The 26,659-nt window shown below is 63.4% G+C and carries 31 protein-coding genes; 11 read left to right on the top strand and 20 right to left on the bottom strand.

The genetic code is table 11. The features are described 5' to 3' along the window. The first annotated feature begins 16 nt into the window (after window positions 1-16). Window positions 17-283 (top strand): hypothetical protein, encoded by a 267-nt coding sequence (locus MESCI_RS05180; RefSeq protein ID WP_013528900.1) that lies wholly within the window; start codon window positions 17-19, stop codon window positions 281-283. Between the two features lie 97 nt (window positions 284-380). On the opposite strand, the gene MESCI_RS05175 is transcribed toward MESCI_RS05180, so the two are convergent. Beyond that, a complete protein-coding gene (locus MESCI_RS05175; protein WP_174299076.1) occupies window positions 381-917 on the bottom strand; it encodes a L,D-transpeptidase family protein in 537 nt (178 codons plus the stop codon). Window positions 918-1,061: 144 nt separating this feature from the next. Between MESCI_RS05175 and MESCI_RS05170 the strand changes: the two genes are divergently transcribed. From MESCI_RS05170 to MESCI_RS05155, 4 genes are all read left to right on the top strand, one after another. After that, window positions 1,062-1,745, top strand: coding sequence for a response regulator transcription factor (locus MESCI_RS05170; protein WP_013528898.1), 684 nt, complete (start codon window positions 1,062-1,064; stop codon window positions 1,743-1,745). Window positions 1,746-1,866: 121 nt separating this feature from the next. Beyond that, window positions 1,867-2,322 carry a Crp/Fnr family transcriptional regulator gene (locus tag MESCI_RS05165; protein ID WP_013528897.1) on the top strand — a complete coding sequence of 152 codons (456 nt, stop codon included), beginning with the start codon at window positions 1,867-1,869 and terminating at the stop codon, window positions 2,320-2,322. A gap of 214 nt (window positions 2,323-2,536) precedes the next feature. Next, window positions 2,537-3,619 (top strand): glycosyltransferase family 9 protein, encoded by a 1,083-nt coding sequence (locus MESCI_RS05160; protein ID WP_013528896.1) that lies wholly within the window; start codon window positions 2,537-2,539, stop codon window positions 3,617-3,619. 266 nt (window positions 3,620-3,885) lie between these two features. Next, window positions 3,886-4,560 (top strand): hypothetical protein, encoded by a 675-nt coding sequence (locus MESCI_RS05155; protein WP_013528895.1) that lies wholly within the window; start codon window positions 3,886-3,888, stop codon window positions 4,558-4,560. A 28-nt stretch (window positions 4,561-4,588) separates the two neighbouring features. Here the strand turns inward: MESCI_RS05155 and MESCI_RS05150 are convergent, their stop codons facing one another. The 7 genes from MESCI_RS05150 to tesB all read right to left on the bottom strand — a co-directional run bounded on the left by MESCI_RS05150 (window position 4,589) and on the right by tesB (window position 12,757). Beyond that, a complete protein-coding gene (locus MESCI_RS05150) occupies window positions 4,589-5,395 on the bottom strand; it encodes an exodeoxyribonuclease III (protein ID WP_013528894.1) in 807 nt (268 codons plus the stop codon). 172 nt (window positions 5,396-5,567) lie between these two features. After that, a complete protein-coding gene (locus MESCI_RS05145) occupies window positions 5,568-6,251 on the bottom strand; it encodes an outer-membrane lipoprotein carrier protein LolA (RefSeq protein WP_013528893.1) in 684 nt (227 codons plus the stop codon). 151 nt (window positions 6,252-6,402) lie between these two features. Further along, entirely contained in the window at window positions 6,403-9,078 is a 2,676-nt protein-coding gene (locus tag MESCI_RS05140; protein WP_013528892.1) for a DNA translocase FtsK, read from the bottom strand. A 259-nt stretch (window positions 9,079-9,337) separates the two neighbouring features. Beyond that, window positions 9,338-9,613 carry a hypothetical protein gene (locus MESCI_RS05135; RefSeq protein ID WP_013528891.1) on the bottom strand — a complete coding sequence of 92 codons (276 nt, stop codon included), beginning with the start codon at window positions 9,611-9,613 and terminating at the stop codon, window positions 9,338-9,340. Between the two features lie 325 nt (window positions 9,614-9,938). After that, window positions 9,939-11,294, bottom strand: a complete 1,356-nt coding sequence (locus MESCI_RS05130) for an ammonium transporter (RefSeq protein WP_013528890.1) — start codon at window positions 11,292-11,294, stop codon at window positions 9,939-9,941. A gap of 31 nt (window positions 11,295-11,325) precedes the next feature. After that, window positions 11,326-11,664 carry a P-II family nitrogen regulator gene (locus tag MESCI_RS05125; protein ID WP_013528889.1) on the bottom strand — a complete coding sequence of 113 codons (339 nt, stop codon included), beginning with the start codon at window positions 11,662-11,664 and terminating at the stop codon, window positions 11,326-11,328. Between the two features lie 217 nt (window positions 11,665-11,881). Further along, complete coding sequence (gene tesB, locus MESCI_RS05120) at window positions 11,882-12,757, bottom strand: acyl-CoA thioesterase II (protein ID WP_013528888.1); 876 nt, start codon at window positions 12,755-12,757, stop codon at window positions 11,882-11,884. A gap of 96 nt (window positions 12,758-12,853) precedes the next feature. Between tesB and MESCI_RS05115 the strand changes: the two genes are divergently transcribed. Further along, window positions 12,854-14,113: a ubiquinone biosynthesis hydroxylase gene (locus MESCI_RS05115; protein WP_164920002.1), complete on the top strand. Its 1,260-nt coding sequence runs from the start codon at window positions 12,854-12,856 to the stop codon at window positions 14,111-14,113. 10 nt (window positions 14,114-14,123) lie between these two features. Here the strand turns inward: MESCI_RS05115 and MESCI_RS05110 are convergent, their stop codons facing one another. From MESCI_RS05110 to MESCI_RS05100, 3 genes are all read right to left on the bottom strand, one after another. Further along, window positions 14,124-14,651, bottom strand: a complete 528-nt coding sequence (locus tag MESCI_RS05110; protein ID WP_013528886.1) for a hypothetical protein — start codon at window positions 14,649-14,651, stop codon at window positions 14,124-14,126. A gap of 141 nt (window positions 14,652-14,792) precedes the next feature. Further along, on the bottom strand, window positions 14,793-15,149 hold the full coding sequence (locus tag MESCI_RS05105) for a YciI family protein (RefSeq protein ID WP_013528885.1): 357 nt from the start codon (window positions 15,147-15,149) through the stop codon (window positions 14,793-14,795). Further along, complete coding sequence (locus MESCI_RS05100) at window positions 15,146-15,367, bottom strand: hypothetical protein (protein WP_013528884.1); 222 nt, start codon at window positions 15,365-15,367, stop codon at window positions 15,146-15,148. Before MESCI_RS05100 ends, MESCI_RS05105 begins: the two co-directional genes overlap by 4 nt. Before the next feature lie 218 nt (window positions 15,368-15,585). Here MESCI_RS05100 and MESCI_RS05095 point away from each other — a divergent pair, with 218 nt between their 5' ends. Beyond that, complete coding sequence (locus MESCI_RS05095) at window positions 15,586-16,011, top strand: OsmC family protein (protein WP_013528883.1); 426 nt, start codon at window positions 15,586-15,588, stop codon at window positions 16,009-16,011. Window positions 16,012-16,073: 62 nt separating this feature from the next. On the opposite strand, the gene MESCI_RS05090 is transcribed toward MESCI_RS05095, so the two are convergent. Then, a complete protein-coding gene (locus MESCI_RS05090) occupies window positions 16,074-17,045 on the bottom strand; it encodes a helix-turn-helix transcriptional regulator (RefSeq protein WP_013528882.1) in 972 nt (323 codons plus the stop codon). 324 nt (window positions 17,046-17,369) lie between these two features. Between MESCI_RS05090 and MESCI_RS05085 the strand changes: the two genes are divergently transcribed. Together MESCI_RS05085 and MESCI_RS05080 are read left to right on the top strand one after the other, a co-directional pair. Beyond that, entirely contained in the window at window positions 17,370-17,723 is a 354-nt protein-coding gene (locus MESCI_RS05085; RefSeq protein WP_013528880.1) for a hypothetical protein, read from the top strand. Further along, window positions 17,717-18,256: an META domain-containing protein gene (locus tag MESCI_RS05080; RefSeq protein ID WP_013528879.1), complete on the top strand. Its 540-nt coding sequence runs from the start codon at window positions 17,717-17,719 to the stop codon at window positions 18,254-18,256. The genes MESCI_RS05085 and MESCI_RS05080 overlap by 7 nt, the downstream gene beginning before the upstream one ends. Before the next feature lie 2 nt (window positions 18,257-18,258). On the opposite strand, the gene MESCI_RS05075 is transcribed toward MESCI_RS05080, so the two are convergent. The 6 genes from MESCI_RS05075 to MESCI_RS05050 all read right to left on the bottom strand — a co-directional run bounded on the left by MESCI_RS05075 (window position 18,259) and on the right by MESCI_RS05050 (window position 23,060). Further along, window positions 18,259-18,894, bottom strand: a complete 636-nt coding sequence (locus MESCI_RS05075) for a YceH family protein (RefSeq protein WP_024504993.1) — start codon at window positions 18,892-18,894, stop codon at window positions 18,259-18,261. Between the two features lie 32 nt (window positions 18,895-18,926). Further along, complete coding sequence (locus MESCI_RS05070; protein WP_013528877.1) at window positions 18,927-19,706, bottom strand: succinate dehydrogenase iron-sulfur subunit; 780 nt, start codon at window positions 19,704-19,706, stop codon at window positions 18,927-18,929. A 9-nt stretch (window positions 19,707-19,715) separates the two neighbouring features. Beyond that, on the bottom strand, window positions 19,716-21,551 hold the full coding sequence (sdhA, locus tag MESCI_RS05065) for a succinate dehydrogenase flavoprotein subunit (protein ID WP_013528876.1): 1,836 nt from the start codon (window positions 21,549-21,551) through the stop codon (window positions 19,716-19,718). Between the two features lies 1 nt (window position 21,552). Beyond that, the gene (sdhD, locus tag MESCI_RS05060) at window positions 21,553-21,948 is read right to left on the bottom strand and encodes a succinate dehydrogenase, hydrophobic membrane anchor protein (protein WP_013528875.1); all 396 of its coding nucleotides are present in this window, start codon (window positions 21,946-21,948) and stop codon (window positions 21,553-21,555) included. Between the two features lie 2 nt (window positions 21,949-21,950). Continuing rightward, window positions 21,951-22,370 (bottom strand): succinate dehydrogenase, cytochrome b556 subunit, encoded by a 420-nt coding sequence (sdhC, locus tag MESCI_RS05055; RefSeq protein WP_013528874.1) that lies wholly within the window; start codon window positions 22,368-22,370, stop codon window positions 21,951-21,953. A 261-nt stretch (window positions 22,371-22,631) separates the two neighbouring features. Beyond that, window positions 22,632-23,060: a hypothetical protein gene (locus MESCI_RS05050; protein WP_013528873.1), complete on the bottom strand. Its 429-nt coding sequence runs from the start codon at window positions 23,058-23,060 to the stop codon at window positions 22,632-22,634. Window positions 23,061-23,321: 261 nt separating this feature from the next. Between MESCI_RS05050 and MESCI_RS05045 the strand changes: the two genes are divergently transcribed. Further along, window positions 23,322-23,684: a hypothetical protein gene (locus MESCI_RS05045; protein WP_013528872.1), complete on the top strand. Its 363-nt coding sequence runs from the start codon at window positions 23,322-23,324 to the stop codon at window positions 23,682-23,684. Here the strand turns inward: MESCI_RS05045 and MESCI_RS05040 are convergent. Continuing rightward, window positions 23,668-24,876 carry a GGDEF domain-containing protein gene (locus tag MESCI_RS05040; protein ID WP_013528871.1) on the bottom strand — a complete coding sequence of 403 codons (1,209 nt, stop codon included), beginning with the start codon at window positions 24,874-24,876 and terminating at the stop codon, window positions 23,668-23,670. The two genes, MESCI_RS05045 and MESCI_RS05040, sit on opposite strands and share 17 nt — an antisense overlap. 73 nt (window positions 24,877-24,949) lie before the next feature. After that, complete coding sequence (locus MESCI_RS05035; RefSeq protein ID WP_013528870.1) at window positions 24,950-26,146, bottom strand: GGDEF domain-containing protein; 1,197 nt, start codon at window positions 26,144-26,146, stop codon at window positions 24,950-24,952. 159 nt (window positions 26,147-26,305) lie between these two features. Between MESCI_RS05035 and MESCI_RS05030 the strand changes: the two genes are divergently transcribed. After that, entirely contained in the window at window positions 26,306-26,623 is a 318-nt protein-coding gene (locus MESCI_RS05030) for a hypothetical protein (protein WP_013528869.1), read from the top strand. Window positions 26,624-26,659 lie beyond the last annotated feature (36 nt).

Below are 26,659 nucleotides of genomic sequence, written 5' to 3'. Positions count from 1 at the left end.
GAGAACGGAGCACACCATGTCCATCATCGTTTTGAATTCGTCCGCACATCGTCCGAACTGGCTGGCCGAAACCCTCGACTGGTTGCGTCACGCCCGGGTCGCGATACGCCTCCCCCGCCGCGATACTGCCTACCAGAACGTCGAGGATCTCTCCGACCGCCAACTGCGCGATATCGGCGGCGCGCGCCGTGATGTCGCTCGCGCAATGGACAAGGAGCTTGGCCGGCTGGGCCTGCTCGACATCGGCTGGCAGAGACCTGGCCGTAGGGGAATAGGGGAATAGGGGAATAGGGGAATAGGGGAATAGGAAAAACTAAGGCCGCGCCCGAGCTTGTCCCTACTCCCCTACTCCCCTACTCCCCTACTCCCCTACTCCCCTACTATCTTACCACCCTCACCACCGTCCGGTCCGACAGCAGCGGCAGCAGCCGCGCCATGGTTTGCGCCGTGACAGCCACACAGCCTTGCGTCGGCGTGAAGCCGGGGCGCGCCAGATGGAAGAAGATGGCGCTGCCGCGTCCGCGCCGGCGCGGCGACAGGTTCCAGTCGAGCACCAGGCAGGCGTCGTAGAGCCTGTCGTCGCGCCGCATGCGTTCGTGGCTGGCGCCATAGGGAATCCTGACCGGCCTGTTGTAGTTGCGGTCGTCAGGCACTTCGCACCAGCCCAGATCGGGCCCGATCGGCGTCATCGCCAGCCGGGTCCTGCGGCCGCTGGAGAACTGATCCCCCCGGAAATACCCCGACAGGATCCGCATCGCGGCCAGCGGCGTGGCGCCATCGCCTTCGCGCTTGTGGGCCGAGATGCCACCGCGCCCCAGCGCACAGGCAAACACCGTTTTCCCGGCCTGCAGCAGGCCCTGGCTTGGATGCCCAGGCCTCGCCCGCACGGTCAGCACACGCAGCCCTTTTCGCAAAATTGCGCCGGCTGCATTGCGATCGTGTTTTTTCTTGTATGATCGTGCCACGGAACAAATCACTGTGAACGGCTGTTACGCCGGTCAGCTTCCGCATAAACAGGCAGCGGTCAACTGAATTTTCTTTTCAAAACAACGGATTGATCCATGACTTCACGCACCATACTGATCGTCGACGACGATGACGACCTGCGCGGCACGCTGGTCGAGCAATTATCCCTTTACGAGGAATTCGACGTGCTGCAGGAATCGACTGCGGCAAAAGGTGTCGCCGCAGCGCGCGGCGGCCTCATCGATCTGCTCATCATGGATGTCGGGCTGCCCGACATGGATGGCCGCGAAGCGGTGAAGATCCTGCGCAAGGGCGGCTACAAGGCGCCCATCATCATGCTGACCGGTCACGACACCGATTCGGATACGATTCTTGGTCTCGAGGCCGGCGCCAACGACTATGTGACGAAGCCGTTCCGCTTCGCCGTGCTGCTGGCGCGCATTCGGGCGCAGTTGCGCCAGCATGAGCAGAGCGAGGATGCCACCTTCTCGGTCGGGCCCTATACTTTCAAGCCCAGCCAGAAACTGCTGCTCGACCCGCGCGGCGGCAAGGTGCGGCTGACGGAGAAGGAGGCCTCGATCATCAAATATCTCTATCGCGCCGACCAGAAGGTAGTGACGCGCGACGTGCTGCTCGAGGAGGTGTGGGGCTACAATTCCGGCGTCACCACGCACACGCTGGAAACCCATGTCTACCGGCTGCGCCAGAAGATCGAGCGCGATCCTTCCAATGCGGAAATTCTTGTGACAGAAAGCGGCGGCTACAAGCTGGTTCCTTAAACATTTTCATTATCCAATGAGCGGCCGGGCGGGGCCGCTTTCGGGTACGATCCAGTTGGAGGGTGGTTTGGATCGAACTCGCAGAGGAGGAGTCGGACTGTCGGTTCGGGGACATAGCTAGATGGCGCTGGATGACGACATCCGCGTTCTGTCCGCCGTGAGGCTCTTCGAGGGCTTCACGCAGGAACAACTGCGCCTGCTCGCCTTTGGCGCCGAGAACACCAGGCTGATTGCCAACCACAAGCTTTATCGCGAGGACGACGAGGCCGATTCCGCCTATATCGTTGTCAGCGGGCGCATCGTGCTCTACCGGGAGCAGAATGGTGAACGCATCCCGATTGGCACGGCAGACCCCGGCACGATCCTGAGCGAACTGGCATTGATCGCCGACACCAACCGGTTGACCAGCGCCTCGGCCGAGATCGATTCGGAAGTGATGCGCCTCAGCCGCAAGATGTTCCGCCGCATCCTGGAGGAATATCCCGAGATCGCGGTCAAGCTGCACCAGCGCATCTCGGAGGAATTTCAGGCGATGATCCGCCGCATCGAGGAACTGGCGCCGCGCTTCTCCGGCTAAACCTAGCGTACCCACGAAGCTGCTGGCTTCGCAGCCGAAGGGAGAAGTGTTTTCAACGACAGCGATGAACTGGTCGTGGCGCACTGCGGCCGTCCGGACGCCCGGATCCAGCGGCAAGGCTCCGTTGACAGGCAAGAGGTGAAATCCTAAAGCACCTCGAAGGCGGCCGGCGCAGCAGGCGCCATCACCACCAGGCTCCTGGGGGGAGCGAGCCATGCCATCAGGGCGGTACGAGACCATTATCTTGTATTCCCGCAATGACGCGTTCGGCGACGGACTGATCCGGATTCCGGCATTGCGCGCCGCCAGAACGGCATTCCCCGATAGTTTCATCGTCTACGGAACCACCCGGTCGTCGTCCCTTGAACATAGCCTCAATCGCCATGCCGGCCATTTGGTCGATGCGATCAATGTGCGGACGCCCCTGGCGCGCCTGATCGCCGGTCACAGCAAGGGCAAGGGGCGATTGGCCGTTGTCGATTTCCGCATCTCGGCGCGTTGGCTGCTTCAAGCCTCGGCATCACTGCTCGGCCGCGGCATTGCCTATGAGGCAAACTTTCCGGCTTTCGCCCTTTCCTGGCGCCTGGGTCACAGGCCTGAAGCACGACCCGGGCACAATGCCTGGCGCTACCATCGCCTCATCGAACGCCTTGCCGGCAAGCGGCTGCCTTTCGATCATCGGCTGGAGCCTAGCCCGGCCGCACGAGCGGCGGCCAGGAGCCTTGCGGACGGCAAGCATGCTCCCTTGATCATTATCGCGGCGCATGGCAGCGCCAGCAAGCGCATGTCGGCGGATCAGGTTGCCGCAATCGCCGACAGCCTGATCGCCGACGGGGCGAACCTTCTCTATGTGAAAACCCCCGGCGACGGTCCCGATATGGCGGAGCTGGCTCAGCGCGTGCCGAAGCTGCGGCTTGTCGATTCCGCCGCGATCGGAGGTGTCGATATCGGTGACATCTTGCTGGCGCTCGGCGAGTTTGCCGATCTTTACATCGGCGCCGAAGGCGGTACCGCACATCTCATGGCAACGGTGATGACGCCGATGGTTATCCTCAATGGCGGCGCCAACATGGCCCGTTGGAGGCCGCTTTCGAACTGCGTGGACGTGATCGCGACCCGCCATGCCAGCCCGACCGGCCTGGTCGCCGATGTCCCGGCGCCGACAATCATCGAAGCGGCGCAACGGATGCTGGCGACGCGCCGCCGCGACCATCCTCATCTGCCGGATCTCGCAGGCCTGTCAGCGCAGCAATTTCGCGACAACGACATGCATGACGACTTGAAGCGCGCCGTTTGAGTTCGAATTCATTTGGTCGCGCTTCGAAGCGTGCTGGGATTCAGGTCGGGCATTTACAGGCCGGCCTCCCCTGAACATCGGCGCCATGGTACAATGGTTCGGTGGAGCGAAGCGCTGCAACCGTTCGATGCTGACCACCGGCACAATGCAGGCGGAGTTCTCGGCGCGGCAGAGCTGGCAGCCATCGTACTGGATTAGGCATAGGTCAGCACTTCTTGATCTTTGATTCCAATGGAGTTCCTCTCAGTCCTCAATGAGAATAGCTAATGCCAGAGAACAGCGCGCCGAACACAAAGCATGGCGGCGAATGGATAATAGCCTGGCGTTTGGTCGTGGTGGCGGCGGCGGCGATTAACGTTGCGATGCTCTTGGCCGCGCTGTCCGTCGCGCAAATTCGTGGTCTGGACGCGTGGATCTTTTATCGAGATCCGTCTGCAGCCGCCGGAGTCGGTTTCTATACGGGGTGGATTTCGTCCCTGGGTGCTTCGCTATGGATCGGCTCCGGCGCCGCGACCCTGTTTGCTGGCCTGCTCACGCGCCGATGGGATTGCACGTTTCTCGGCGGCCTTACCCTCCTCTTGGGCCTCGATGACCTGTTGTTGATCCATGAGGACGTGCTGCCCATTGTTAGGATACCAGAGATCGTTCCGATGATTGCCTACGCCGGCGCCGGGTTGTTCTGGTTCTTTCGGCTGCGACGAAAAACATTCGACGGCACGATCATCTTTGTGGCCGCAGGCTTCCTGCTGGCGATGTCAGCATCGATCGACCAGCTCGGAGAGCTGTTTCCTACCCCCGGTTCTGCGGCCGCCATCGCCGAGGACGTCGTCAAAGAGCTTGGCATCTTCCTTTGGGCGGCAGGTGCCGTTGGGTACGCGGCGATGGTGACACGATTGGGCCGTCCGTGGGTGGATCCAGCCGGTCCCAACTCTACAGACTGACTGCCGCACGCGGGCATTTTCGACCAGACTAGTCCAGATCGAACCGCGCGATGACAGGCACATGGTCCGACGGGCGCTCCCAGCCGCGCGCCAGACGCAGGATCTCGTAGCCGGAAAAGCTGGGCACAAGGTTCGGCGACGACCAGACGTGGTCGAGGCGGCGGCCGCGATTGGACAGCTCCCAATCCTGCGCGCGATAGCTCCACCAGGTGTAGAGCTTCTGCTCATCCGGCACGTTGAGCCGCATCAGGTCGACCCAGTTGCCGGCGCGACGCATCGCCTCGAAATTTTCCGTCTCGACCGGCGTGTGGCTGACCACGTTGAGCAATTGCTTGTGCGACCAGACGTCATGTTCGAGCGGGGCGATGTTGAGGTCGCCGACGAGCACCGAGCCGGACACCTCGTCATGTTCTGCCCGGATGGCATTCATCTCGGCAACGAAATCGAGCTTGTGCTTGAACTTCCTGTTGATGACGGGATCCGGTTCGTCGCCGCCCGCCGGGACGTAGAAATTATGCAGCAGGATCGCCTTGCCGCCGGCCCGCACCGTCACCGAGAGGTGCCGGCTGTCCTCGATTTCGCAAAAGCGTCGCTTTTCGACCAATTCGATCGGCCGCCGCGCCACGGTTGCTACGCCGTGGTAGCCCTTCTGGCCATGGAAGGCGATGTGCTCGTAGCCGAGCTTGCGGAAAGCCTTCTCGGGGAACAGTTCGTCGGGAACCTTGGTTTCCTGCAGGCACAGCACGTCGGGCGCATGCTCGACGAGCAGGCGCTCGACGATCGGCATGCGAAGGCGAACGGAGTTGATGTTCCAGGTGGCGATGGAGAAGGGCATTTGGCAATCCAGAACAGCGTGCAACCGGCCAGAACCAATGGGTCCAGGCGGGGAAGACGCCTTTTGACGGAGTCGGTCCGGGAAATTGCCAGCCGCAAGCCGCAAAGACAAGCCGGGCAACGCTCGACGAGGCGCGGCCCGGTGCTTTCCACAGCTATTGAAGCGTTTGAAGCTAGCGCGCCTTGTTGGTGTTGAGCTCGCGGTTCGCCGTGTAGTCGATGGCGAAAGTATCCGGCGCGAAGCTGACGCCTTCCTTGGTGTTGAAGATCATCACCGTCGTATCCTTGCCCTGCGCGTCGGTGATCGTCCACTGCCGCAAGTCGAAGGTTTTCGGATCGAACATCATGGTGATCTTCGAATTGCCGAACACCGATTTGTCGGCGAGCTGGATGGTTGTGAGGTCGTCCTCCTGCTTGACGCTTTTGACGCGGTCGCCGGAGAGGTCGATCCTGTTGTCGAGCAGCAGCTTCAAGGGTGTCTTCGACAGCGGATAGAGATCGGACGTGTTGAGCCTCTTGTTCAGGATGACCACCGACTGGCCGTCTGAAATCACCCGGAAGTTCGAAGAGCCGTCGTAGTTGAAGCGGATCTTGCCTGGCCGTTCGAGGAAGAACTTGCCGCCGGTCTGCTCGCCCTTGGGGCCGAACTGCACGAATTCGCCGCTCATCGATTTGACCGAGGAAAAGTGGTCGGCGATCTTCTGCGCAGCGGCCGGCACAGCCGCCTGCGCCGAGGCCAGCAGCTGGAAGCCGGGCACCGCGTTGAAGGCTGCCGCCCCTGCAAACGCCAGGCCGAGGCCCAGCAACTGACGCCGGGAGGGAGCAAATGTGCTGAGCTCTGAAAGATCGTTTTTCATGTCGGTCACTCTCGTCTGATTCCTGAGTTGTTCTGTGCTTGGACCCCCAGTTGGGCTGAAATTTGGCGGGTCGGGCGTCCCTCCGTCGCTTCAACGCCTTGAAAGGTTCAAGGTTGCCGGACCGGGATGTCGCAAGGGTCAGGCTTTCTGGTCAGAACTTGTCCTCTTCGGTCGGCACCAGGATCTCGCGCTTGCCGGCATGGTTGGCCGGGCCGACGATACCTTCCTTCTCCATCTTCTCGATGATCGAGGCAGCGCGGTTATAGCCGATGCCCAGCCGGCGCTGGATATAGCTGGTCGAGGCCTTGCCATCGCGCAGCACCACGGAGACCGCCTGATCGTAAGGATCGTCGGAATCCTCGAAATTGCTGTTGCCGCCACCGCCGCTCGCTCCACCCTTGCCTGACGGCTCGTCGTCATCCTCGCCATCATCCTCGGTGATGGCGTCGAGATACTCCGGCACGCCCTGCAGCTTCAGATGCGCGACGATCTTCTCGACCTCTTCATCGGCGACGAACGGGCCGTGCACGCGCTGGATACGGCCGCCGCCGGCCATGTAGAGCATGTCGCCCATGCCGAGCAGCTGCTCGGCGCCCTGCTCGCCCAGAATGGTGCGGCTGTCGATCTTCGACGTCACCTGGAAGGAGATGCGGGTCGGGAAATTGGCCTTGATGGTGCCGGTGATGACGTCGACCGACGGCCGCTGCGTTGCCATGATGACATGGATGCCGGCGGCGCGCGCCATCTGAGCCAGGCGCTGCACGGCACCTTCGATGTCCTTGCCGGCGACCATCATCAGGTCGGCCATCTCGTCGATGATGACGACGATATAGGGCATCGGCTCGAGATCGAGGTTCTCGGTCTCGTAGATCGCCTCGCCGGTCTGGCGGTCGAAGCCGGTCTGAACGGTGCGCGAGATCTTCTCACCCTTCTTGTCCGCCTGGCTGACGCGGGCGTTGAAGCCGTCGATGTTGCGCACGCCGACCTTGGACATCTTGCGGTAGCGGTCCTCCATCTCGCGCACGGTCCATTTCAGCGCCACCACCGCCTTCTTCGGATCGGTGACGACGGGCGTCAGCAGATGCGGGATGCCGTCATAGACCGAGAGTTCCAGCATCTTCGGATCGATCATGATCAGCCGGCAATCCTGCGGCGTCAGCCGGTAGAGCAGCGACAGGATCATGGTGTTGATGGCGACCGACTTGCCCGAGCCGGTGGTGCCGGCGACCAGCACGTGCGGCATCTTGGCGATGTCGACGATGACCGCCTCGCCATTGATGGTCTTGCCCAGCGCCAGTGCCAGCTTGGCCTTCGTCGTCTCGAAATCGCGGCTGGCCAGGATCTCCCTGAGATAGACGGTTTCGCGCTTGGCGTTCGGCAGTTCGATGCCGATGGCGTTGCGGCCGGGCACCACCGCGACGCGGCAGGCGATGGCGCTCATCGAGCGGGCGATGTCGTCGGACAGGCCGATGACGCGCGACGATTTGATGCCGGGCGCCGGTTCGAGCTCATAGAGCGTGACGACCGGACCCGGACGGACGGCGATGATCTCGCCCTTGACGCCGAAATCCTCCAGCACGCCTTCGAGCAGGCGAGCATTCTGTTCCAGCGCGTCCTTGGACAGGCTGGCGTCGCGCACCACGTTCTTCGGCTCGGAGAGGAAGTGCAGCGACGGCATTTCAAATTTTTCAGAGCCGATCAGCGATGTCTGCGCCTCGCGCTGCACACGGGCGCCTGGCACGGGGCGCGCCGCCGGCGCCTCGACGCGCGTGGCGGCATCGGAACGGAACGGCTGTACCTTGGCGGTCGGCGCGCCGCGGCGTTGCACGACAGGCTCATCGTCGAAATCGGCATCCTCGCCCGCATTGTCGAAGCGGTCGTCGAAGATATCGGCATCGTCGGGGTCGAGCGAGGCGCTGCGGTCATTGACCATGGCGGCGAAGAATTCCGGCTCGACGCGGGCGCGGCCATCCTGGCTCATCCGCTGCTCGGCGAACTCGGCCGATTCGACCCGTTCGGCGGCGCGGCGCCAGGCGGTGGAGCGCTGCTCCATCTCCGGCTCGTACTCGTCCCGCTCTTGCCTGCGGCGCACGGCGCGGCGGTGCATCCACGCGCGCAGCGACAGCCACCAATGGGTGATGGCGCCGAGCGCCAGGATGCCCTCGTCGCCTTCGTCCTCGTCATTGTCGAACAAAAGGTCGTCCTCGCGCGGATCGACGGCGGGCTCGTCCTCCATCACCGCAAAGCCGTTCTTGCGTCCGATCAGCGCCGAGCCATGGGCAAAGAGCCACAGTGCGGGCGCCGAAAGCAGGATGGCGATGATGCTGGCGATCAGCCCGGTCGGATAGCCGCCGATGACGACACCGGGGATCTTCAGCACCATGTCGCCGAACACGCCGCCGAGGCCGGTGGGCAGCGGCCAGGTCTTGGGCGGCACCACGCAGCCGACCATCGCCGCGGCCAGCAGCGCGAAGCCGAACCAGGACAACCCGCGCTTGGGCAGCCTGTCGACGCCGCGCGCGGAAAACAGCAGGAAGCCCCAGATGACCGTCGGAACCAGGGCGGCGACGGCGGCGAGGCCGAAGAACTGCATGGCGAGGTCGGAGAACACGGCACCCGCATAGCCCATGGCGTTGGTGACGGTGTTGTTCGTCGCGTGGGAAAAACTCGGATCGGCGACATTCCAGGTGGCAAGGCTGGCAACGCCAAAGGCGGCCAGCGCGAACAGGCCGACGCCAACCAGCCGCCCGACCTGACGCCGCGCGAACGCCTGGATGCCGTGCCCCGTATCGGCCAGCGCGAGCGGTGCTGAAGCCCCTGAACGCATGCTCTTCCCCGTCTGTCGTGGACTCGCCGGGTGCGTGGCGCACTCCGGCAGATTCGGGTCTCAGACTATCGGTGGGAAGGTTAAGGGCGCATTAACTATAAGAGGTTGAGACGCTCAAACCTCATTACCGCCGGTTGAGCCGTATGAGGCAATGATGGACGACGGACCGATGGAGCTCCATCGAATGAAACAATGGCGGGCTGCCGGCCCGCCATTGGTCGTCTGAACGGAGATCGGGTCTCGGCCCGATCGCGGCAAATCAGTTGGCGCCGCCGAGCGCCTGCACATTGGCGCAGAATTCCGCATGCGGCTTGCTCATCGCCGCATCCTGGCATTCCTTCTTCATCGCTTCCTGCTTTTCCATCGGCATGGCCATGAAAGCTGTCTTGAAGTCCGCCATCGGCTTCATGGTTTTCATGCCGGAATCCGTGAAGAACGGCGCCATGTTGTCGGGCTCGTCCAGAGCACCGGCAAATGCCACGCCGCCGATCATGGAAAGAGCAAGCGCTCCGAGACAGATGTTCTTGAGGTTCATGAGATGGTTTCCTTCCCTGTTGTTTGGCACGAGCGTCAGAACGACGATCGTCCCCACGGTTCGGAACCAGAGCGGTCGTTGTTTCCTCAAAAAACATGATCACGCGAACGTGATTGCGTGAAGCCGGGCATTGCCGGAATGGCTTGCCAAAAAAAGAGGCCCGGATGCGATCCGGGCCTCAATGCGTGAACTCCTTTCGGGAGCGTCACGACGGGATCTTTCAAAGCAATTCCAGGAGAACTGTGCAGCGCTTTCCATTCGGAATTGCGTGGAGATATGGGGCCGGCGGGAGGAGGGTTCCGCCGGCCCCTTGGCTAAGCTGGCCTTACGGCACCACTTCGCCATGCTGGGAGATGTCGAGGCCTTCGACCTCTTCCTGGGTCGTCGGGCGCAGGCCGACAAGCGCCTTGACGATGTAGAGGAGCACGAAGGTGGCAATGCCGGTCCACACGATGGTGACGGCAACGCCGTAGATCTGCTTGCCGAGCGAAGCACCTGCGCCGAGGCTGTTGATCGCCGGGTCGGCGAGCACGCCGGTGAGCAGAGCGCCGACCACACCGCCGACGCCATGCACGCCGAAGGCGTCGAGCGAGTCGTCATAGCCGAACATGTGCTTGACCTTGACCGCCGAGAGGTAGCAGACGACGCCTGCGACGATGCCGACGATGAAGGCACCGGTCGGGTTGACGAAGCCGGAAGCCGGCGTCACTGCGACCAGGCCGGCAACCGCACCCGAGATGATGCCGAGCACGGAAGGCTTCTTGGCGACGATCCATTCGGCGAACATCCAGGCCAGTGCCGCCGCCGCGGTGGCAACCTGGGTGTTGAGCATGGCAGCGCCGGCAAGACCGTCGGCTGCCAGTTCCGAACCGGCGTTGAAGCCGAACCAGCCAACCCACAGCAGCGAAGCGCCGATCACCGAATAGACCAGGTTATGCGGCGCCATGTTGGTGGTGCCATAGCCTTCGCGCTTGCCGAGAACCAGCGCACAGACCAGACCGGCGACACCGGCATTGATGTGAACGACCGTACCGCCGGCAAAGTCGAGCACGCCCGCCGATCCGAGGAAGCCGCCACCCCAGACCCAATGCGCGATCGGCACGTAGACGACCAGCAGCCACAACGCCATGAAGATCAGCAGCGCCGAGAACTTCATGCGTTCGGCGAAGGCGCCGGCAATGAGCGCCGGCGTGATGATGGCGAACGTCATCTGGAACATCGAGAACACGAATTCAGGAATGTTGGCGACGCCCGGCAGCCACAGCGAGGCCGTGGTGATGCCGTGATGGAAGAACTTCGAGGTGCCGCCGATATAGCTGTTCACGCCGCCGCCGTCCGAGAAGGCCAGCGAATAGCCGAACATGAACCACAGCACCGTCACCAGGCAGGTGATGGCGAAGCTCTGCATGACGGTGGCGAGCACGTTCTTCTTGCGCACCATGCCGCCGTAGAACAGCGCAAGGCCCGGAATGGTCATCATCAGCACCAGCGCCGTCGAGGTCAGCATCCAGGCGGTGTTGCCGGTGTCGAGCACCGGGGTCGGGGCAGCAGCCGGCGCGGCCGCGGCTGCGGCCGGTGCCGCTTCCTGTGCGAAGGCGGCGACCGTGCCCAATGCTGCGAGAGCAAGCGAACCCAAAAGGGCAGCTCGTCCCGTCGTCTTCAAGGTGGAAGGAATATTCATTGAACTCTCCATTGGAATACGTGATCGCCGCTCAGAGCGCGTCGGTGTCTGTTTCGCCGGTGCGGATGCGCACCGCCTGATCGATGCCGAAAACGAAGATCTTGCCGTCGCCGATCTGGCCGGTCTTGGCGGCTGCGGTGATGGCTTCGACGGCCTTGTCGACCATGTCGGCACTGACCGCGACTTCGATCTTGATCTTCGGCAGGAAGCTGACCGCGTATTCCGCCCCGCGATAGATCTCCGTATGCCCTTTCTGACGCCCGTAGCCTTTGACTTCGGTGACGGTCAGGCCCTGGATGCCGACGGCGGTGAGCGCTTCGCGTACCTCGTCGAGCTTGAACGGCTTGATGATTGCCATCACGATTTTCATAAGGTTTCACCCTTTGCTGTTGCGGTCCCCCGCGTTTGTACACCTTCACCGATCCCAAAGAGCCGGAGAGTGCCCACAAGGATTCAAGCTCCGTGCCAAGTGCCGAAGCAGGGTGTTAACCCACTGTAAACAAAGAGATTAGGGGGTGCACCGACGCAACCTGCCCACAGCTGCGGCGATACGCCTGCTTAAAAATTAGGCAAATTTTGAAAAATGCCTACTCTGCAGGCGATCGCTTGAGCCGGATCAGCCCTTCCTGCGCAACCGAGGCAATCAGCGTACCGTCGCGGGCAAACAGCGAGCCGCGTGTAAAGCCGCGCGAGCCCTGCGTCGACGGGCTGTCCTGCGTGTAGAGCATCCAGTCGTCGAGCGCATGGCTGCGGTGGAACCACATGGCGTGGTCGAGGCTCGCCGCCTGGATATCGCGATCGAAAATGGCGCGGCCATGCGCGAAGGTCGATGTGTCGAGCAGCGTCATGTCGGAGAGATAGGCGAGCACCGCTGCCTGGATGGCGCGGTCCGCCGGCACCGGACCGGTGGTGCGGATCCAGATGTTCTGCTTTGGCTCCAGCTTTTCGCGGCTGGTGTAATGCTTCAGCATCACCGGCTTCATCTCGATCGGCCGGTCGCGCTCCCAGTAGCGTTTGATGCCATCGGGCACCGCCTCGCCGAATTTGCCCAGCAATTCGCGTTGCGACAGCAATGTGTCCGGCCCCGGAACGTCCTGCGGCATCGGCACCTGGTGCTCCAGGCCGACCTCATCCTGCTGGAACGAGGCTTCGAGCGAAAAGATCGCCTGGCCGTGCTGGACCGCCACCACGCGCCGCGTGGTGAAGGAGCCGCCGTCGCGAATGCGGTCGACCTCGTAGACGATCGGCACCTTGGTGTCGCCGGGCCGCATGAAATAGCCGTGCAGCGAATGCACGTACCGATCGGGATCCACTGTCCGCTGCGCCGCCACCAGCGCCTGGGCGATGGTCTGGCCGCCGAACACGCGCTGCCAGTCGAGCAGCGGGCTGCGACCACGATACAGATTGTGTTCCAGCTTCTCGAGGTCGAGAATGCCGAGAAGCTCGTCCATGGCTGCCGTCATATTTCGCGCCCTCGCCGCAGAAGTGTTATGGCGGTTTCCGACAGGACGGACAGGCAGTCAAGGGCGCAAGACCCGGCCGGCGCAGGAGCGAAGATGATGGAACGCAAGGCGGACACGAAAAACAGATCCGGGCTCGATGTCCTGGTCGCCGGCGCCGGCTATGTCGGCCTGGCCGCCGCCGTATCGCTGAAACAGGCGCGACCGGGCCTCGCCATCGCTCTCGTCGATGCGGCACCTGCTGGCGCCTGGCAAAGGGATGGCCGCGCCTCGGCCATTGCCGCTGCCGCCTGCCGCATGCTCGACCAGCTCGGCGTGTGGGCCGAGATCGCACCCCAGGCGCAGGCGATCACTGAGATGATCATCACCGATTCGCGCACCGCCGATCCGGTGCGTCCGGTCTTCCTGACCTTCGGCGGCGAAGTGGCGCCGGGCGAGCCCTTTGCGCATATGGTCGCCAACAAGGTGCTGAACGGCGCCTTGCGGGCCAGCGCCGAAAAGCTCGGCATCGATATCATCGAAGGCGTCGCGGTGCAGGGTTTCGAGACCAACGGCAGTGGCATCACCGTGCACCTTGCCGACGGTGCGACGCTGAAGGCGCGGCTGCTGGTCGCCGCCGACGGCGTCAACTCCAAGCTGCGCGACATGGCCGGCATCAAGACGGTGAAGTGGGAGTATGGCCAGTCCGGCATCGTCTGCACGGTAGCGCATGAACGCCCGCACAACGGCCGCGCCGAAGAGCATTTCCTGCCGGCGGGACCCTTCGCCACGCTGCCGCTCAAGCCTGGCGAGGACGGCACCAACCGCTCGTCGATCGTCTGGGTCGAACGTGCGGAAGATGCAGAGAAGCTGGTGACAGGCGACGATCTCGTCTTCGAGCACGAACTCGAACAGCGTTTCGGCCTGAAGCTTGGCGAAATCCGCGTCGCCGACAAGCCGCGCGCCTGGCCACTCGGCTTGACCATTGCGCGTGCCTTCATAGCACCCCGCATCGCGCTCGCGGGTGACGCCGCCCACGGCATCCACCCTATCGCCGGCCAGGGCCTCAATCTCGGCTTCAAGGATGTCGCGGCTTTGGCTGAGGTGATCGTCGAGGCCGACCGGCTCGGCCAGGACATCGGCGCGCTCGACGTCCTCGAACGCTACCAGCAATGGCGCCGCTTCGACACGGTGCAGATGGGCATCACCACGGACGCGCTGAACCGGCTGTTTTCCAACGATATCGGCCCGCTGCGAACCGTCCGCGACATCGGCCTCGGCCTTGTCGAACGCATGCCGCGCCTGAAGGACTTTTTTATACGGCAGGCGTCGGGGTTGTCCGCCAGCACGCCGCGATTGTTGAAGGGCGAGGCGATCTGAGCGCTATCGCTCAGTTGACCTCGAAACCCAGCTTCTGCCGCAGCCGCAATATCCTCTGGTCGGATATTTCGAGGCGTTTTTCCCCGCCCTGGGCGGCGCGGTTGACCATCTGCAGCAGATCGTTTCGCTCGGCGACATCGAGGCGTTCGCGCAGGAACGGCGCCAGCTTGTCGATGACGACGGTGGTGTCGTCGACCTGCGCCGCCGCCCATTTGGCGTAGATCACCGCCTCGTCGGTCTTCTTCTTGTCGGCGATCTCGGAAATCACCGCGCGGATGACAGCCTCGCGCTGCGGCAGGATGGGCCCATCCTCGGAGACGATTGATGTGATCAGCGTAGCCGCCGCTACGACCGGATCATCGATCGCCGTCAGAGGCGACAGAGCCGCCTGCTTGCGCAGCTTCTTGCGACGGATGTTGCCCTGCACGCGCCCGACAACGTCCGCAACCTCGCGAGCCGCGTCGTTCATCGCCTTCATCCGGTACCACCAGAACGCCGCCGCTCCCAACACACCAAGTGCGGCAATCAGGAAAGGCATGTCGAAATCCCCCAAGAATTCCGGCGACGATAGGAGAACTCTTGCATTGCTTCAACACGCAAAGCTTGCGCACGAAATGAACAAGGACGATCGTTCAATCGAACGCCTTGGTTTCCGCGTGGCTGTAGCACATGGCGGGGGCTATGACCCCGGCACATCGTAGATCGCCCGCACCTCGATGGTGCCGATTTCGGCCAGCGGGATCTCGCCGGCGATCTCCAGCGCCTGGTCGAGATTGTCGGCCTCGATCATGACGAAGCCAAGCAACTGCTCCTTGGTTTCGGCGAACGGGCCGTCGGTGATCAGCCGCTTGCCCTGGCGTCGCCGCACCGTCTTCGACGTTTTCACCGATTGCAGCGCCTGCGCGACGATCAGCACCCCACGATGATCCAATGACCGGTCATGAGCCATCGAATCGGCATCGAGCTTGGCCAGACGCTCCGGCGTCATGGCATGGAGGTCGTTTTCCTCGCCATAGACCAGACAGACATATTTCATTTCCAGCTCCCTTGCTGTGACGAACCATAGGCGATCACGGTATCGGTTGAGTTCTTGCCGGCAGCGACATGGTCGAGAAGGCTGACCGCAACGCCGATGATTGCAACTGCCGCAAGCAGCCGGCCGAAGCCGGAGGGCGGCACATGCAGCGGGTCGCTTTTCCCTGGATCGGCCGTTCGGCAGGTGCTTGTCCAATGGGCAGAAAACAGATTGTTCATGCGAACCTCCATCCGCCACGAGAATCCGTGGCCGCCCGCAGGACGGTCGGGGCCGATGCAAGTCGACATTCTTGCACGTACATTTTTCAAAAAAATTCGGTGCGGCTCGCCGGTGCTGCATGCGCGCGCAAACAGCGCGGTGGCCTTCCCTCGCGCCCGCGCTATAGTTGGGAGGAACGCCGCCTGGCCGGCGCCACCGCTGTAATAAGGAGGAATTCATGGACCGCACCGCAAACGCCGTCTGGAAAGGCAATCTGAAAGAGGGCACGGGCACGCTCGACACCCAGAGCGGAACCCTGAAGGGCACGCCCTATTCGTTCAAAGCGCGCTTCGAGGACGAGAGCGGCAAATCCGGCACCAACCCTGAAGAGCTGATCGCGGCGGCGCACGCCGGCTGCTTTGCCATGCAGTTTTCGCATTTCCTGGCCGAGAACGGCACGCCGGCCACCGAACTCGACGCCAAGGCCGTGGTGACGCTGGTTCCCGGCACCGGGATCACCGGAAGCGCCCTCACAGTGGTCGGCAAGGTCCCGGGCATCGACGCGGCGAAGTTCAAGGAATTGGCCGAAAAGGCCAAGGCCGGCTGCCCGGTCTCGAAGGCGCTCGGCGCCATAAACGTATCGCTCGACGCCAAGCTCGGCTGAAGGCCCGAACGGCAAATTCATCCAGAAACCGCTGGCCCTTGGGCCGGCGTTTTCGTTTGCGGTCAGCCCTTCAACGCGGCCGCCCGCACATCCGATGGCGTCGCGCCGTAGCGCCGCCGGAACGCCCGGTTGAAATAGGAGAGGTCGTTGAAGCCTGCCTCGAAGGCGATCGCCGTGATGCTGCGTCCGGCATGACGAGGATTGCTGAGCATCCGATGCGCGCGCAACAGGCGCTGGCACAGCATGAAATCCGACAGCGACGTGCCTTCGCTCTCGAACAGTTTTCTGATGTAGCGGGCCGAAAGGCGGTGACGGCGGGCGATGTCTTCGGCCGACAGGTCGCCGCCATGGGCTGTTATTTCGGCCTTGATGGCACGCAGCCGCGCCACGCGCACGCCTCGGCCCCGGGCGATTTCTGCCGCGTCTCGGGTGGCACCCATGGCCAGAGCGACGAGATCGAAAATATGCGTCGTCGCCAGATGCCAGGCCTCCGGGGTCAGCACGTCGCCGGCATCCTGGATCGACCTGACATAGTCGAGCAGCAGCCGCATCGCCCCGCCGGAGGTTGGCAGCGGCTGCATCAGCGCCGGGGCCGGGTCGCCGATCAGCGGTGACAGTGCCTTGAGCGAGAAGCTCATATTGACGAAGCGAAGACCGCCTGGCTGGATGACATTGAGGCCGACCTCCTCGCCGCTCATCATCAGCGCCTGGCCGTTGCCGACCGGCTCCTCGCGGCCGCGATGCTTCATCACGCTTGCGCCATCGAGGGCGACCAGGAGGACGAGATCGTCGCTGTCGATCAGCGACGTCGAATGATGGACGCGGAATTCCGAACACGTGCCCGTGGCGATGCCGAGGCCAGGCAACGCGCGCACCTGCATATCGACATGCGTCGGGCCGAGTGGATCGAGATCGACCTTGAGCACCGTGCGGCCATAGACCTCGCGCATGACCTCGACGCGATCCCGCTCCGGAAGCGCGTCCGTCATCAGTCGGAACGAGGCGGTTGGCCCCATCGTCGCCGTCACCGGCATCCCCCATGCCTCAGGTCAATTGGAAGCGGCGTGATATGCGCCGCGCCTCCGAAAACGTCAATACAGGGCCGTTTGGGCCGTTTTTAGGGCCGCTGCGTCCAAGCTGCCCGCTTTTGCCGGACCTAGTTTGCAGCGCGTTTCCGATCAGGAAGCGCATCGCAAACAGCCACAAGGGGGTTCGATGTATCATTTGCAATTGTTCAGGACACTGTCGGGGCTCGCCTCGGCAGGCTTCAATCCACGCGTCTATCTGTTGTCCATCGCTCTCGGCGGAACCGTCGCCGACCATCGCGATCCGAAGCGGCCGTGTGGGGAGCGTCGGCCATGAGCGTCCGGCATACAGTCCTGGCGGCACCGGTCCTGTGCCTCGGCCTATCGGGCTGCGTCGGCATCAACCCGGTTTCTGCGGTCGTCGGCATGGCCGGCATGGCGGCGGCCAACTCCGCCGGCATGGCGCAATCGAGCGTCATCAGCCCGCAGGAGCAGGCGAAGTACGCCTCGATGTCCTGTGCGGATCTGCGGCAATTGATGGCAGGTTACGAAGAGGCGAAGAATCATGGGCCGTCGGTCAAGAAATACGGCGGCATGGCGCCGGCCGGCAAGACGGCGATCGTCAACAATGTCATCGGCACGCGGCTTGTCTATCTCCGGCAGCTTGTTGCGAGCAAAGGATGTTGAGGGCCTCGTCACACCACGCCTGCCGGGCGGCACTTGTCGGGCTTGCCGGCTGGCTGGCCTTCAGCGCCGGCGGCGCTTACGGCCAGGGCAAGGGACCGACGACACGCTCGCGCCTCGGTGCGATGCCGGCAGCGCTTGTCGGCAAGTGGGGTTTTGCAGTTGCCAGCGGCAATTATTGCGACACATTCAGCAACTGCGATCCAGGCAGCGGCGGCAGCGTCACCTTTACCTTCGGGGCTGACGGGCGCACCTATTACGCGCTGTTCCAATCGTCTCTGGTCGACGGCTGCGGTCAGGTCCGGTCGCTGACCCTGAAAACCGGTAAGGCCTCCGTGCGCGGTTCGACCCTGGTTTTCACGCCGACGGCAGGAACCTACAAATCCGTCAATGGTTGCCGGCCCGACCTCACGGGCCTCTGGAAATTCAAGCCCGGTGACCTGAAGCCGGTCTCCTTGCGTTGGCAACTGGACGGCAACCAGTTGCGGCTGATCGACCCCGACGGCGAAGCGAGCGGCGTTTACTCGAGGAGGTGAGCCTAGCGCTCGCCGGTCAGCGCGTCGATGCGGGCGCGTAACATTGCAATCTCCTCCTCGAGGGCGCTGACGCGCTCCTCGAGGCCGGAGGCAGATGAAGCAGCCGACGCAGCCTGCATGGCGATGGGGGCGATCTGCGGAGTCCCGCTCAGCAGATGGACGTAACGCTCCTCGCGCTGGCCCGGTCCGCGTGGGATTTCCTGGATGAGTGGCGGTCGGCGGCCGATCAGCATGTCGAGCTCGGCGCGCAGATCTTCGATCGACGAAAACCGTGCCATGCGCTCGGTGCGCGCCGACAATTCATGGGCCGTCTGCGGCCCGCGCAGCAACAGCAAGCCGATCAAGGCGGTCTGCGGTGTGGTCAGCGAGAAGCGCTGCGCCATCTGGTGCTCGTAGCGCTCGACACGCGAACCGAACATCTGCCGCACCAGCCCCTTTTGTTCGAGCAGCTTCAGCCCCCGGTGCACCTCGCTCTGCTCCAGCGCCATCACCGGCTCGCGCGCCGTCTTCTGGTTGGCGGCAGCCAGTGCCGCGTTGAGCGTCAGCGGATAGACATCCGGCGTCAGCTCCTTCTTCTCGATCAGGCAGCCAAGAATGCGAGCTTCCACAGGGGAAAGGATGGGAAGGTCATCGCTCATTGGATTACTCTCGCCGGCAACCAACCAACCGCCTAAACCCTTCTCTCCACCATCATCTTCTTGATCTCCGCGATCGCCTTGGCCGGGTTGAGGCCTTTGGGGCAGGTCTGCGCGCAGTTCATGATGGTGTGGCAGCGATAGAGCCGGAACGGGTCTTCGAGATTGTCGAGCCGCTCGCCGGTGGCCTCGTCGCGGCTATCGATCAGCCAGCGATAGGCCTGCAGAAGCGTTGCCGGGCCGAGATAGCGGTCGCCGTTCCACCAATAGCTCGGGCACGAGGTCGAGCAGCAGGCGCACAATATGCATTCATAGAGCCCGTCGAGCTTCTCGCGGTCCTCATGGCTCTGCAGCCACTCCTTGGCCGGCTCCGGCGACACCGTCTTCAGCCAGGGCTGGATCGACGCGTGCTGGGCGTAGAAATTGGTGAGGTCGGGCACTAGATCCTTGACCACCTGCATATGCGGCAGCGGGTAGACTTTTACCGCGCCCGAAATGTCGTCGCAGCCCTTGGTGCAGGCGAGCGTGTTGGAACCGTCGATGTTCATGGCGCAGGAGCCGCAAATGCCTTCGCGGCAGGAACGCCGCAAGGTCAGCGTCGGGTCGATCTTGTTCTTGATCCACAGCAGCGCGTCGAGCACCATCGGCCCGCAATCGTCCATGTCGACGAAATAGGTGTCGATGCGCGGGTTCTCGTCGTCGTCCGGCGACCAGCGATAGATGCGGTATTCCCGCAGATTGGTGGCGCCCTCCGGCTTCGGCCAGGTCTTGCCCGGCTTGATCTGCGAATTCTTGGGGAGCGTGAGTTCAACCATGTTCGATCCTCAATACACTCTGGCCTTGGGCGCGATCTTGGCGAGGCTGATGCCGCCGCCCTTTTCAGCCAGCTGCGGCTCGGTGTGCACCGGCCGGTAGGAGAGGGCCACCTTGCCGTCTTCGCTCAGCCTGGCCAGCGTATGCTTGCGCCAGACCGCGTCGTCGCGCGCCGAAAAGTCCTCGCGTGCGTGCGCGCCACGGCTCTCCTTGCGCGCCTCGGCGCTGTAGACCGTGGTGATGGCATTGGCCATCAGGTTTTCGAGCTCCAGCGTTTCGACCAGATCGGAGTTCCAGATCATCGAGCGGTCGGACACTTTGATGTCCTTCAACTCGCCCCAGATCTGCGAAATGCGCTTACAGCCATTTTCGAGCGACTCCTGCGTGCGGAATACGGCCGCGTCTTCCTGCATCGCCTTCTGCATCTTTTCACGCAGCACCGCCGTCGGCGTCGAGCCGTTGGCGTGGCGCAGCCGGTCGAAGCGGTCCATGATCTTTTCGACCGAGGCTTCGTTGGGCGAAGGGATCGCCGACTTGCGGTCGATGACCTGGCCGGCGCGGATCGCCGCCGCGCGGCCGAACACCACAAGATCGATCAACGAATTCGAACCGAGCCTGTTGGCGCCGTGCACGGAGGCGCAGCCGGCTTCGCCGACAGCCATCAATCCGGGCGACACCTGGTCTGGATTGAGCGCCGTCGGATTGAGCACCTCGCCCCAGTAATTGGTCGGCACGCCGCCCATATTGTAGTGGACCGTGGGCAGCACCGGGATCGGCTCCTTGGTCAGGTCGACACCGGCAAAGATCTTGGCCGATTCCGAAATCCCTGGCAGCCGCTCATGCAGGACGGCGGGATCGAGATGGTCGAGATGCAGGAAGATGTGGTCCTTGTTCTTGCCGACGCCGCGGCCTTCGCGGATCTCCAGCGTCATGCAGCGCGAGACGACGTCGCGCGAGGCAAGGTCCTTGGCTGACGGCGCATAGCGCTCCATGAAGCGCTCGCCCTCGGAATTGACGAGATAGCCGCCCTCGCCGCGCGCACCCTCGGTGATCAGGCAGCCGGCGCCATAGATGCCGGTCGGGTGGAATTGCACGAACTCCATGTCCTGCAGCGGAAAGCCGGCACGCGCGGCCATGCCGCCGCCGTCGCCGGTGCAGGTGTGCGCCGAGGTGGCCGAGAAATAGGCGCGGCCATAGCCGCCGGTCGCCAGCACCACCATCTTGGCCGAGAAGCGGTGGATGGTGCCGTCATCCAGGTTCCAGGCGACGACACCGGTGCAGGTGCCGTCCGGCTCCATGATCAGGTCGAGCGCGAAATACTCGATGAAGAACTGCGCATTGTTCTTCAGCGACTGGCCGTAAAGCGTATGCAGGATGGCATGCCCGGTGCGGTCGGCGGCGGCACAGGTGCGCTGCACGGGGGGACCTTCGCCATAGTTCATCATGTGGCCGCCGAACGGCCGCTGGTAGATCTTGCCCTCTTCGGTGCGCGAAAACGGCACGCCGTAATGTTCGAGCTCGTAGACCGCGGCCGGCGCCTCGCGCACCAGATATTCCATGGCGTCGACATCGCCCAGCCAGTCCGAGCCCTTGACGGTGTCGTACATGTGCCATTGCCAGGAATCGGGACCCATGTTGGACAGCGAGGCGGCAATGCCGCCTTGCGCCGCCACCGTGTGCGAGCGGGTCGGGAACACCTTGCTGATGCAGGCGGTGCGCAGCCCCTGTTCGGCCATGCCGAGCGTGGCGCGCAGGCCGGCGCCGCCGGCGCCAACGACCACCACGTCGAACTTGTGGTCGACAAAGGTATAGCCTGCCGTGTTGGCTTGTTTCGCGTCCTTGGCCAACTCAGCCTCCGAATGCCAGCTTGAGCAGGGCGAAGATCGAGGCGACGCCGACCGCTATGGTGAAAAATGTATTGAGCGCGATCAGCGCCAGCTTCATGCCTTCGCCATGCACGTAATCCTCGATGATCACCTGCATGCCGATCCGCATATGGGTGAGACCGGAGATGAGCACCAGGGCCATCACCAGCGCCACGAACGGGTTGGCAAGGGCTGCCCGCACATGCTCGTGGTCGGCGCCGTTGAGCGCGATCAGGAAACCGACGAAGAACAGGATCAGCGGGATGTTGGCGATCGCGGTCAGGCGCTGGCGCCAGAAATGCCCGGTGCCCTCGCGGGCGGAGCCAAGGCCGCGGACCCTCGCCAGCGGCGTGCGCATGTCGGTGTTTTTGCCGCTCATGATCAAGCTCCCCGCGCCATGGTGCCGGCGATCCAGATCAGCAGCGTGAGCAGGATCGAGCCGGCCAGCGTCGCCCAGGCGATCTTCGAGGCGGTATGCTTTTCCAGGCCCGCGCCGGTGTCCCAGATGAGGTGCCGTACGCCGCCCAGCATATGATGCATCAGCGCCCAGGTGTAGCCGAACAGGATGATCCGGCCGAGCCAGGTGCCGAAGGCCCAATTGGCCCAATCGAAGGTCGCCTGCGAGCTTGCCGCCGCCATCAGCCACAGGGCGACCAGCAGCGTGCCGAAATACAGCGCGCCGCCGGTGATGCGGTGAATGATCGACATCGTCATGGTGATCGGCGGCCGGTACACGGTGAGGTGCGGCGAAATCGGCCGTTCACGTCTGGCAAATTCGCGGGTGGCTGGTGATTTGCTCATGGCTCCCCCAGTTCGGCGTCTCTCTGGAGCCTCAGGTGGAAATGCGGCATTGCCGCTTCCGGTTGCGACTTCGGACAGCCGGTTTCTAATGCTCTTTTTGCACCGCGTCAAAGCCAGAAAACCGTTTCGAAAACGTAATTTAGTCTGACTAAAAGGCGGGCTTTGGCTTCAATCGATTAGGCCGGGAAGGCCTGAAGCCGGCTCGATATCGCTGCAGTGCAACATATCTGGCCCCAGAGCCCAGCGGTGGTGAGACTGGCGTCAGCGTTTGCAGGTCTGCGGCGTCGATCCCTTCTTCATCACCAGCGCCTCGCGCCCGTCGATCACGATTGCGTCATGCGTGGCCGCCTGGTAGCGGCTGCTCTGGTTGGCAGGCGACGCCGCAAACTCCTCGGTCGCGCCGTCGGACCCGACCACACGCAACGACGTGCCTAGATTTTGGATGGAAATCATACCGTTGTTGCCGCATCTATAGGTGGCCGTGCCTATGCCTGGTCGCGGCGCGGTAAGGTCGGTGATGATCTTGGTTGCAGCTGCCGGAGGCACCGCGGCTGCGACGGACTGCTGGGCCGGCGCAGGTGAGACGACGACGGTATTGGCTGTCTTCGGCGCGCTGTCTTGCGGCACACAGGCAGCGACGACACCGAGCAACGGGAAAACGGACACCCAAATCGGCCGGCGTAGCGCCATATGCTGTCCTCCCGCGCGGCAAGCGGCCACGATGCTTTGTCCAGATCAATATCGTCCCGACGCCAAGGCGGACGCCGCTGCGATGGTGCGGCCAAGCATGGCCGAATGATGGCCACCGGGTTTTCCATCCAGTCGGATATTAACGGATATTAACCATGTTTACCGAGACATCGCCGCCAAACGCGCCGGCCTCTTAACAAAGGTTAAGAAACCGTTAATTTCTGATTCGAGGAGGCTTTCCCTCAAGACACGGAGGACGCCATGCGTTCGAATTCGGGCAAATCGCGCCTTGCGGCGCTCATCGTGGCAGCCTCGGTCGCCGGCCTTGCAGCGCCAGCGCTTGCCGGCGCACGGCATCAGGATCGCGTGTACGCCGATTCCTTCGGCAACCTCGTCGTCGACAGCGCCGCCGGCTACAAGCGCATCATCGTCGGCCAAGGCAGGCTGGCCAAGCAGCTCTCCGACTACACCAGCGCCGGCCAGCCCAAGGTGATCTACGAGAACGAAGCCGACGAAATCGGCGGTTATAGCGATTGCTACCGGCCGCCGGTGCTGGTGAAGGGCCGCTCCTATATGTACGGCCTCTCCGACGGCGAGATGCCCGAACTCAGCCCCTGCCGTTAGCTTCCGTTCCGGCTGACGACCAGTTGCCGGCAGGCCCGACGGAGACGCGCACGCAATCGCGCCCGGCATTCTTCGCCTGATAGAGCGCCTGGTCGGCCCGCCGCATCAGATCGGCAAAGTCTTCGCTCGCATGGAGTTCGGCGACGCCGAAGCTCGCGGTGCAGCGGTTGTCAGCCGGCAGTCCGTCTATGGGCAGCGCGCCGAAGGCGCTGCGCGTCCCCTCGGCGAACAGCCGCGCCGCGGCAAGGTTGGTTCCCGGCAGGATGATGGCGAACTCCTCGCCGCCAATGCGGCCGGCAACGTGATGCGCGGCGGCGGCTTCACGCAGGAAGCCTGCAAAAGTCTCGATCACCCGGTCGCCGGACGCATGGCCGAAGCTGTCGTTGACGCTCTTGAAATGATCGAGATCGGCTATGACCAGCGCGACCGGCACGCCTTGCCGCAGGGCGCCAAGCACCGCCAGTTCGGCATGGCGGGTGAAGCCGCCGCGATTGAGCAGGCGCGAAAGCGTGTCCGTCTCCGACTTCGACGTCACTTCGGCAAGCACGTCGCGAACCAGGATGGCCAGCATCAGCAGCGCCAGCGCCAGCGCAAAGACAGTGCCGAGCGATTGCGACACCAGCGCGTAGTTGCTTTGCAGATAGGCTTGCGGATTGGCGCCCCAGCCGCCGAGCGCATGGGCGATGAATGGCTTGGAGGCAAACTGCAGGCCGCTCGCCGCCAGCACGGCCATCAATATGCGATCGAGACGGTCAAGCTTTTGCCTCGATGACCAGACGATGGCCAGCCCGATGAACTGCATGACCGCATAGGGAAGCTGGTAGGCCATGATGCGGATCAGCGACTGGCGGGGCAGGTCCTGTACGAAATACACAGCTATGGTGGTGGCCAACAGGAAAAACAGCATCGCCTTCCAGGGCGGCGCCACGCCGTATTTGCGGGCAAGCCCGCCATTGAACGCAATGGTGGCGGCAAGGAAGACCGCGAAGGCGGCAACGACCGGGAGCCGCGCGTCGGCAAAAGCGGGAATGGAGAATTCGATGGCCGAATAGGCCATGCCCAGCAGATAGCCAAATGCCAGCCAGCGCGCCGGCGCCCGGCCGACATCGTGGAAGGCGACCGCCATGAAGCAGGCCGCCAGCAGGCCGGCAACCGACAGATTGATCAACAGGATGAAGTTGGCGCCGCTCATGTTCTCCCGCACCCGCGCCGACAGCTAATCATCGACGGGCGAAGAAGACGTTAACGTCCTGGCCGGGCAGGATTCAGCCGGTCTTGAGCGGCTCCGGCAGGAACGCCGTTTCCGGTCGCTCATAGGACAGGCGTACACTGTCTCGGCCGTTCTTCTTGGCCTTGTAGAGCGCATCGTCGGCACGGCGCATCAGCGGCTCCAGCGCCTCGTCACCGCTGCGGGCCGCCACGCCGAAGCTTGCCGTCACCTTCGTTCCCTGGGGAAGCCCGTCGACATGGCCGGCCGAATAGACCGTGCGCACCGCTTCGGCGAACAGCCGTGCCGCGGCAAGATCGCTGAGTGGCAGCAGCACCGCGAATTCCTCGCCGCCGATACGCCCGGCAACACCGCGCGCGCCGGCCGCCGACCGAAGCTTGGCGGCGAAATCGGCAATCACGCGATCGCCCGCCCCATGCCCATGCACATCGTTGAGCGCCTTGAAATGGTCGAGGTCGGCCAGCACCAGCGCGACCGGGAACCGCGCCGAGGCGCAGTGCCGCAAGAGCAGCATGCCGCGCTCCTCGAAGCCACGCCGGTTGAGCAGGCCCGACAGAGGGTCGGTAAAGGTCTCGGTCTTCAACGCCTTCAACACGTCGAGTGCCGCGGCGGAAAACAGGCACAGCGCGATAAGCAGCGACAGCAGCGCGTGCGACAGCAGCGCCGTCGTCCAGTAGGACGAGCCATAGAACCCGTCATAGCTCGTGAAGGGCCCGTGCTCGATGACGACGACAAGGGTGCGCACGAAGAAATTGACGCCCGACAGCAGCGACAGCACGAACAGGATTTTCTCGGTCGGGCCGCTGTTGCGCACCGGGCGCAGTTCGGCGGCAACCAGAAGGCTGATACCGCCGAAAGCGAAATTCATCGCCAGGATGCGCCAGGTGAGATCCGGCGCGACGAACAGGAACCAGCAGAACGACGCCAGTCCCCCGCAGGCCAGCGCGCCGATCCCCACATAGGGCACCTTGCGGCCATAGCGGTGGACGATGGCGCCGGCCAGGCAGCAGCCGGCGATGCTGAAGCAGATGTTCGACACCAGCTTGGTCAGCGGCATGCCGATCGGCAAGGTGAAATACTGGAGCAGGAAGCCGATCGCCGAGAGACTGTAGCTGAGCGCCAGCACGGCCAGATAGGGGCGGTGGCGCTGATAGGACCATAGCACGAGGAATGCCGCGCCGAGCGCCAGCGCGATCGTCGGGTTGAGCAGCGCTATGAGCAGACCCGTGTCCAAACGACTATGACTTCCCCTCGCTTACGTCGGGGAAGAGCTTAGAGGGCAAGCCCAAACAAGCGGTTAAGCCTCGCCGCAAGCAGGAGCGCCATCTCAAAATAATGTCAGGGAACCGCCGTCTCCGGTCAGCGTTCCTTCGTTCACAATCTGGAGCGACCGATGGCCGACACAATCACACTGACCGACCACGATGCGATCCGCTCGTGGGCTGCCGGGCGCGCCGGCTTTCCCGCAATCGTCGACATCTCGCCCGAAGCGGGGACGCAGCCCATGTTGAGGCTGGTCTTCGGCCAGCACGCCTATCAGGATCAGGACCAGCCTGAACGGCCGCTCAATGCGGGGGGCTATGAACTCGTCGAATGGGACGAATGGTTCAAGCTCTTCGAGGAACAACAGCTTGCGCTTGTGGTCGCGGCCGAACAGCCCGGACGCCGCGAGGAGTTCCACGAACTCGTCCGCCGCGACGGGAAGCGTTGACCCGAGCCGGGTGCGGCTCGGGTCCGTTCAAGTCCG

Source organism: Mesorhizobium ciceri biovar biserrulae WSM1271, assembly GCF_000185905.1.
In the GTDB taxonomy this organism is placed as follows: domain Bacteria; phylum Pseudomonadota; class Alphaproteobacteria; order Rhizobiales; family Rhizobiaceae; genus Mesorhizobium; species Mesorhizobium ciceri.
Note: the sequence above shows the minus strand (reverse complement) of the source record. Positions and strands in the feature narration are given on the sequence as shown.

What these genes read in the sequence shown, in the direction of transcription:
- MESCI_RS05180 (WP_013528900.1), top strand. Translation starts at nt 17, where the DNA reads ATGTCCATCATCGTTTTGAATTCGTCCGCACATCGTCCGAACTGGCTG.
- MESCI_RS05170 (WP_013528898.1), top strand. Translation starts at nt 1,062, where the DNA reads ATGACTTCACGCACCATACTGATCGTCGACGACGATGACGACCTGCGC.
- MESCI_RS05165 (WP_013528897.1), top strand. Translation starts at nt 1,867, where the DNA reads ATGGCGCTGGATGACGACATCCGCGTTCTGTCCGCCGTGAGGCTCTTC.
- MESCI_RS05160 (WP_013528896.1), top strand. Translation starts at nt 2,537, where the DNA reads ATGCCATCAGGGCGGTACGAGACCATTATCTTGTATTCCCGCAATGAC.
- MESCI_RS05155 (WP_013528895.1), top strand. Translation starts at nt 3,886, where the DNA reads ATGCCAGAGAACAGCGCGCCGAACACAAAGCATGGCGGCGAATGGATA.
- MESCI_RS05150 (WP_013528894.1), bottom strand. Translation starts at nt 5,395, where the DNA reads ATGCCCTTCTCCATCGCCACCTGGAACATCAACTCCGTTCGCCTTCGC.
- MESCI_RS05145 (WP_013528893.1), bottom strand. Translation starts at nt 6,251, where the DNA reads ATGAAAAACGATCTTTCAGAGCTCAGCACATTTGCTCCCTCCCGGCGT.
- MESCI_RS05140 (WP_013528892.1), bottom strand. Translation starts at nt 9,078, where the DNA reads ATGCGTTCAGGGGCTTCAGCACCGCTCGCGCTGGCCGATACGGGGCAC.
- MESCI_RS05135 (WP_013528891.1), bottom strand. Translation starts at nt 9,613, where the DNA reads ATGAACCTCAAGAACATCTGTCTCGGAGCGCTTGCTCTTTCCATGATC.
- MESCI_RS05130 (WP_013528890.1), bottom strand. Translation starts at nt 11,294, where the DNA reads ATGAATATTCCTTCCACCTTGAAGACGACGGGACGAGCTGCCCTTTTG.
- MESCI_RS05125 (WP_013528889.1), bottom strand. Translation starts at nt 11,664, where the DNA reads ATGAAAATCGTGATGGCAATCATCAAGCCGTTCAAGCTCGACGAGGTA.
- tesB (WP_013528888.1), bottom strand. Translation starts at nt 12,757, where the DNA reads ATGACGGCAGCCATGGACGAGCTTCTCGGCATTCTCGACCTCGAGAAG.
- MESCI_RS05115 (WP_164920002.1), top strand. Translation starts at nt 12,854, where the DNA reads ATGGAACGCAAGGCGGACACGAAAAACAGATCCGGGCTCGATGTCCTG.
- MESCI_RS05110 (WP_013528886.1), bottom strand. Translation starts at nt 14,651, where the DNA reads ATGCCTTTCCTGATTGCCGCACTTGGTGTGTTGGGAGCGGCGGCGTTC.
- MESCI_RS05105 (WP_013528885.1), bottom strand. Translation starts at nt 15,149, where the DNA reads ATGAAATATGTCTGTCTGGTCTATGGCGAGGAAAACGACCTCCATGCC.
- MESCI_RS05100 (WP_013528884.1), bottom strand. Translation starts at nt 15,367, where the DNA reads ATGAACAATCTGTTTTCTGCCCATTGGACAAGCACCTGCCGAACGGCC.
- MESCI_RS05095 (WP_013528883.1), top strand. Translation starts at nt 15,586, where the DNA reads ATGGACCGCACCGCAAACGCCGTCTGGAAAGGCAATCTGAAAGAGGGC.
- MESCI_RS05090 (WP_013528882.1), bottom strand. Translation starts at nt 17,045, where the DNA reads ATGCCGGTGACGGCGACGATGGGGCCAACCGCCTCGTTCCGACTGATG.
- MESCI_RS05085 (WP_013528880.1), top strand. Translation starts at nt 17,370, where the DNA reads ATGAGCGTCCGGCATACAGTCCTGGCGGCACCGGTCCTGTGCCTCGGC.
- MESCI_RS05080 (WP_013528879.1), top strand. Translation starts at nt 17,717, where the DNA reads ATGTTGAGGGCCTCGTCACACCACGCCTGCCGGGCGGCACTTGTCGGG.
- MESCI_RS05075 (WP_024504993.1), bottom strand. Translation starts at nt 18,894, where the DNA reads ATGAGCGATGACCTTCCCATCCTTTCCCCTGTGGAAGCTCGCATTCTT.
- MESCI_RS05070 (WP_013528877.1), bottom strand. Translation starts at nt 19,706, where the DNA reads ATGGTTGAACTCACGCTCCCCAAGAATTCGCAGATCAAGCCGGGCAAG.
- sdhD (WP_013528875.1), bottom strand. Translation starts at nt 21,948, where the DNA reads ATGAGCGGCAAAAACACCGACATGCGCACGCCGCTGGCGAGGGTCCGC.
- sdhC (WP_013528874.1), bottom strand. Translation starts at nt 22,370, where the DNA reads ATGAGCAAATCACCAGCCACCCGCGAATTTGCCAGACGTGAACGGCCG.
- MESCI_RS05050 (WP_013528873.1), bottom strand. Translation starts at nt 23,060, where the DNA reads ATGGCGCTACGCCGGCCGATTTGGGTGTCCGTTTTCCCGTTGCTCGGT.
- MESCI_RS05045 (WP_013528872.1), top strand. Translation starts at nt 23,322, where the DNA reads ATGCGTTCGAATTCGGGCAAATCGCGCCTTGCGGCGCTCATCGTGGCA.
- MESCI_RS05040 (WP_013528871.1), bottom strand. Translation starts at nt 24,876, where the DNA reads ATGAGCGGCGCCAACTTCATCCTGTTGATCAATCTGTCGGTTGCCGGC.
- MESCI_RS05030 (WP_013528869.1), top strand. Translation starts at nt 26,306, where the DNA reads ATGGCCGACACAATCACACTGACCGACCACGATGCGATCCGCTCGTGG.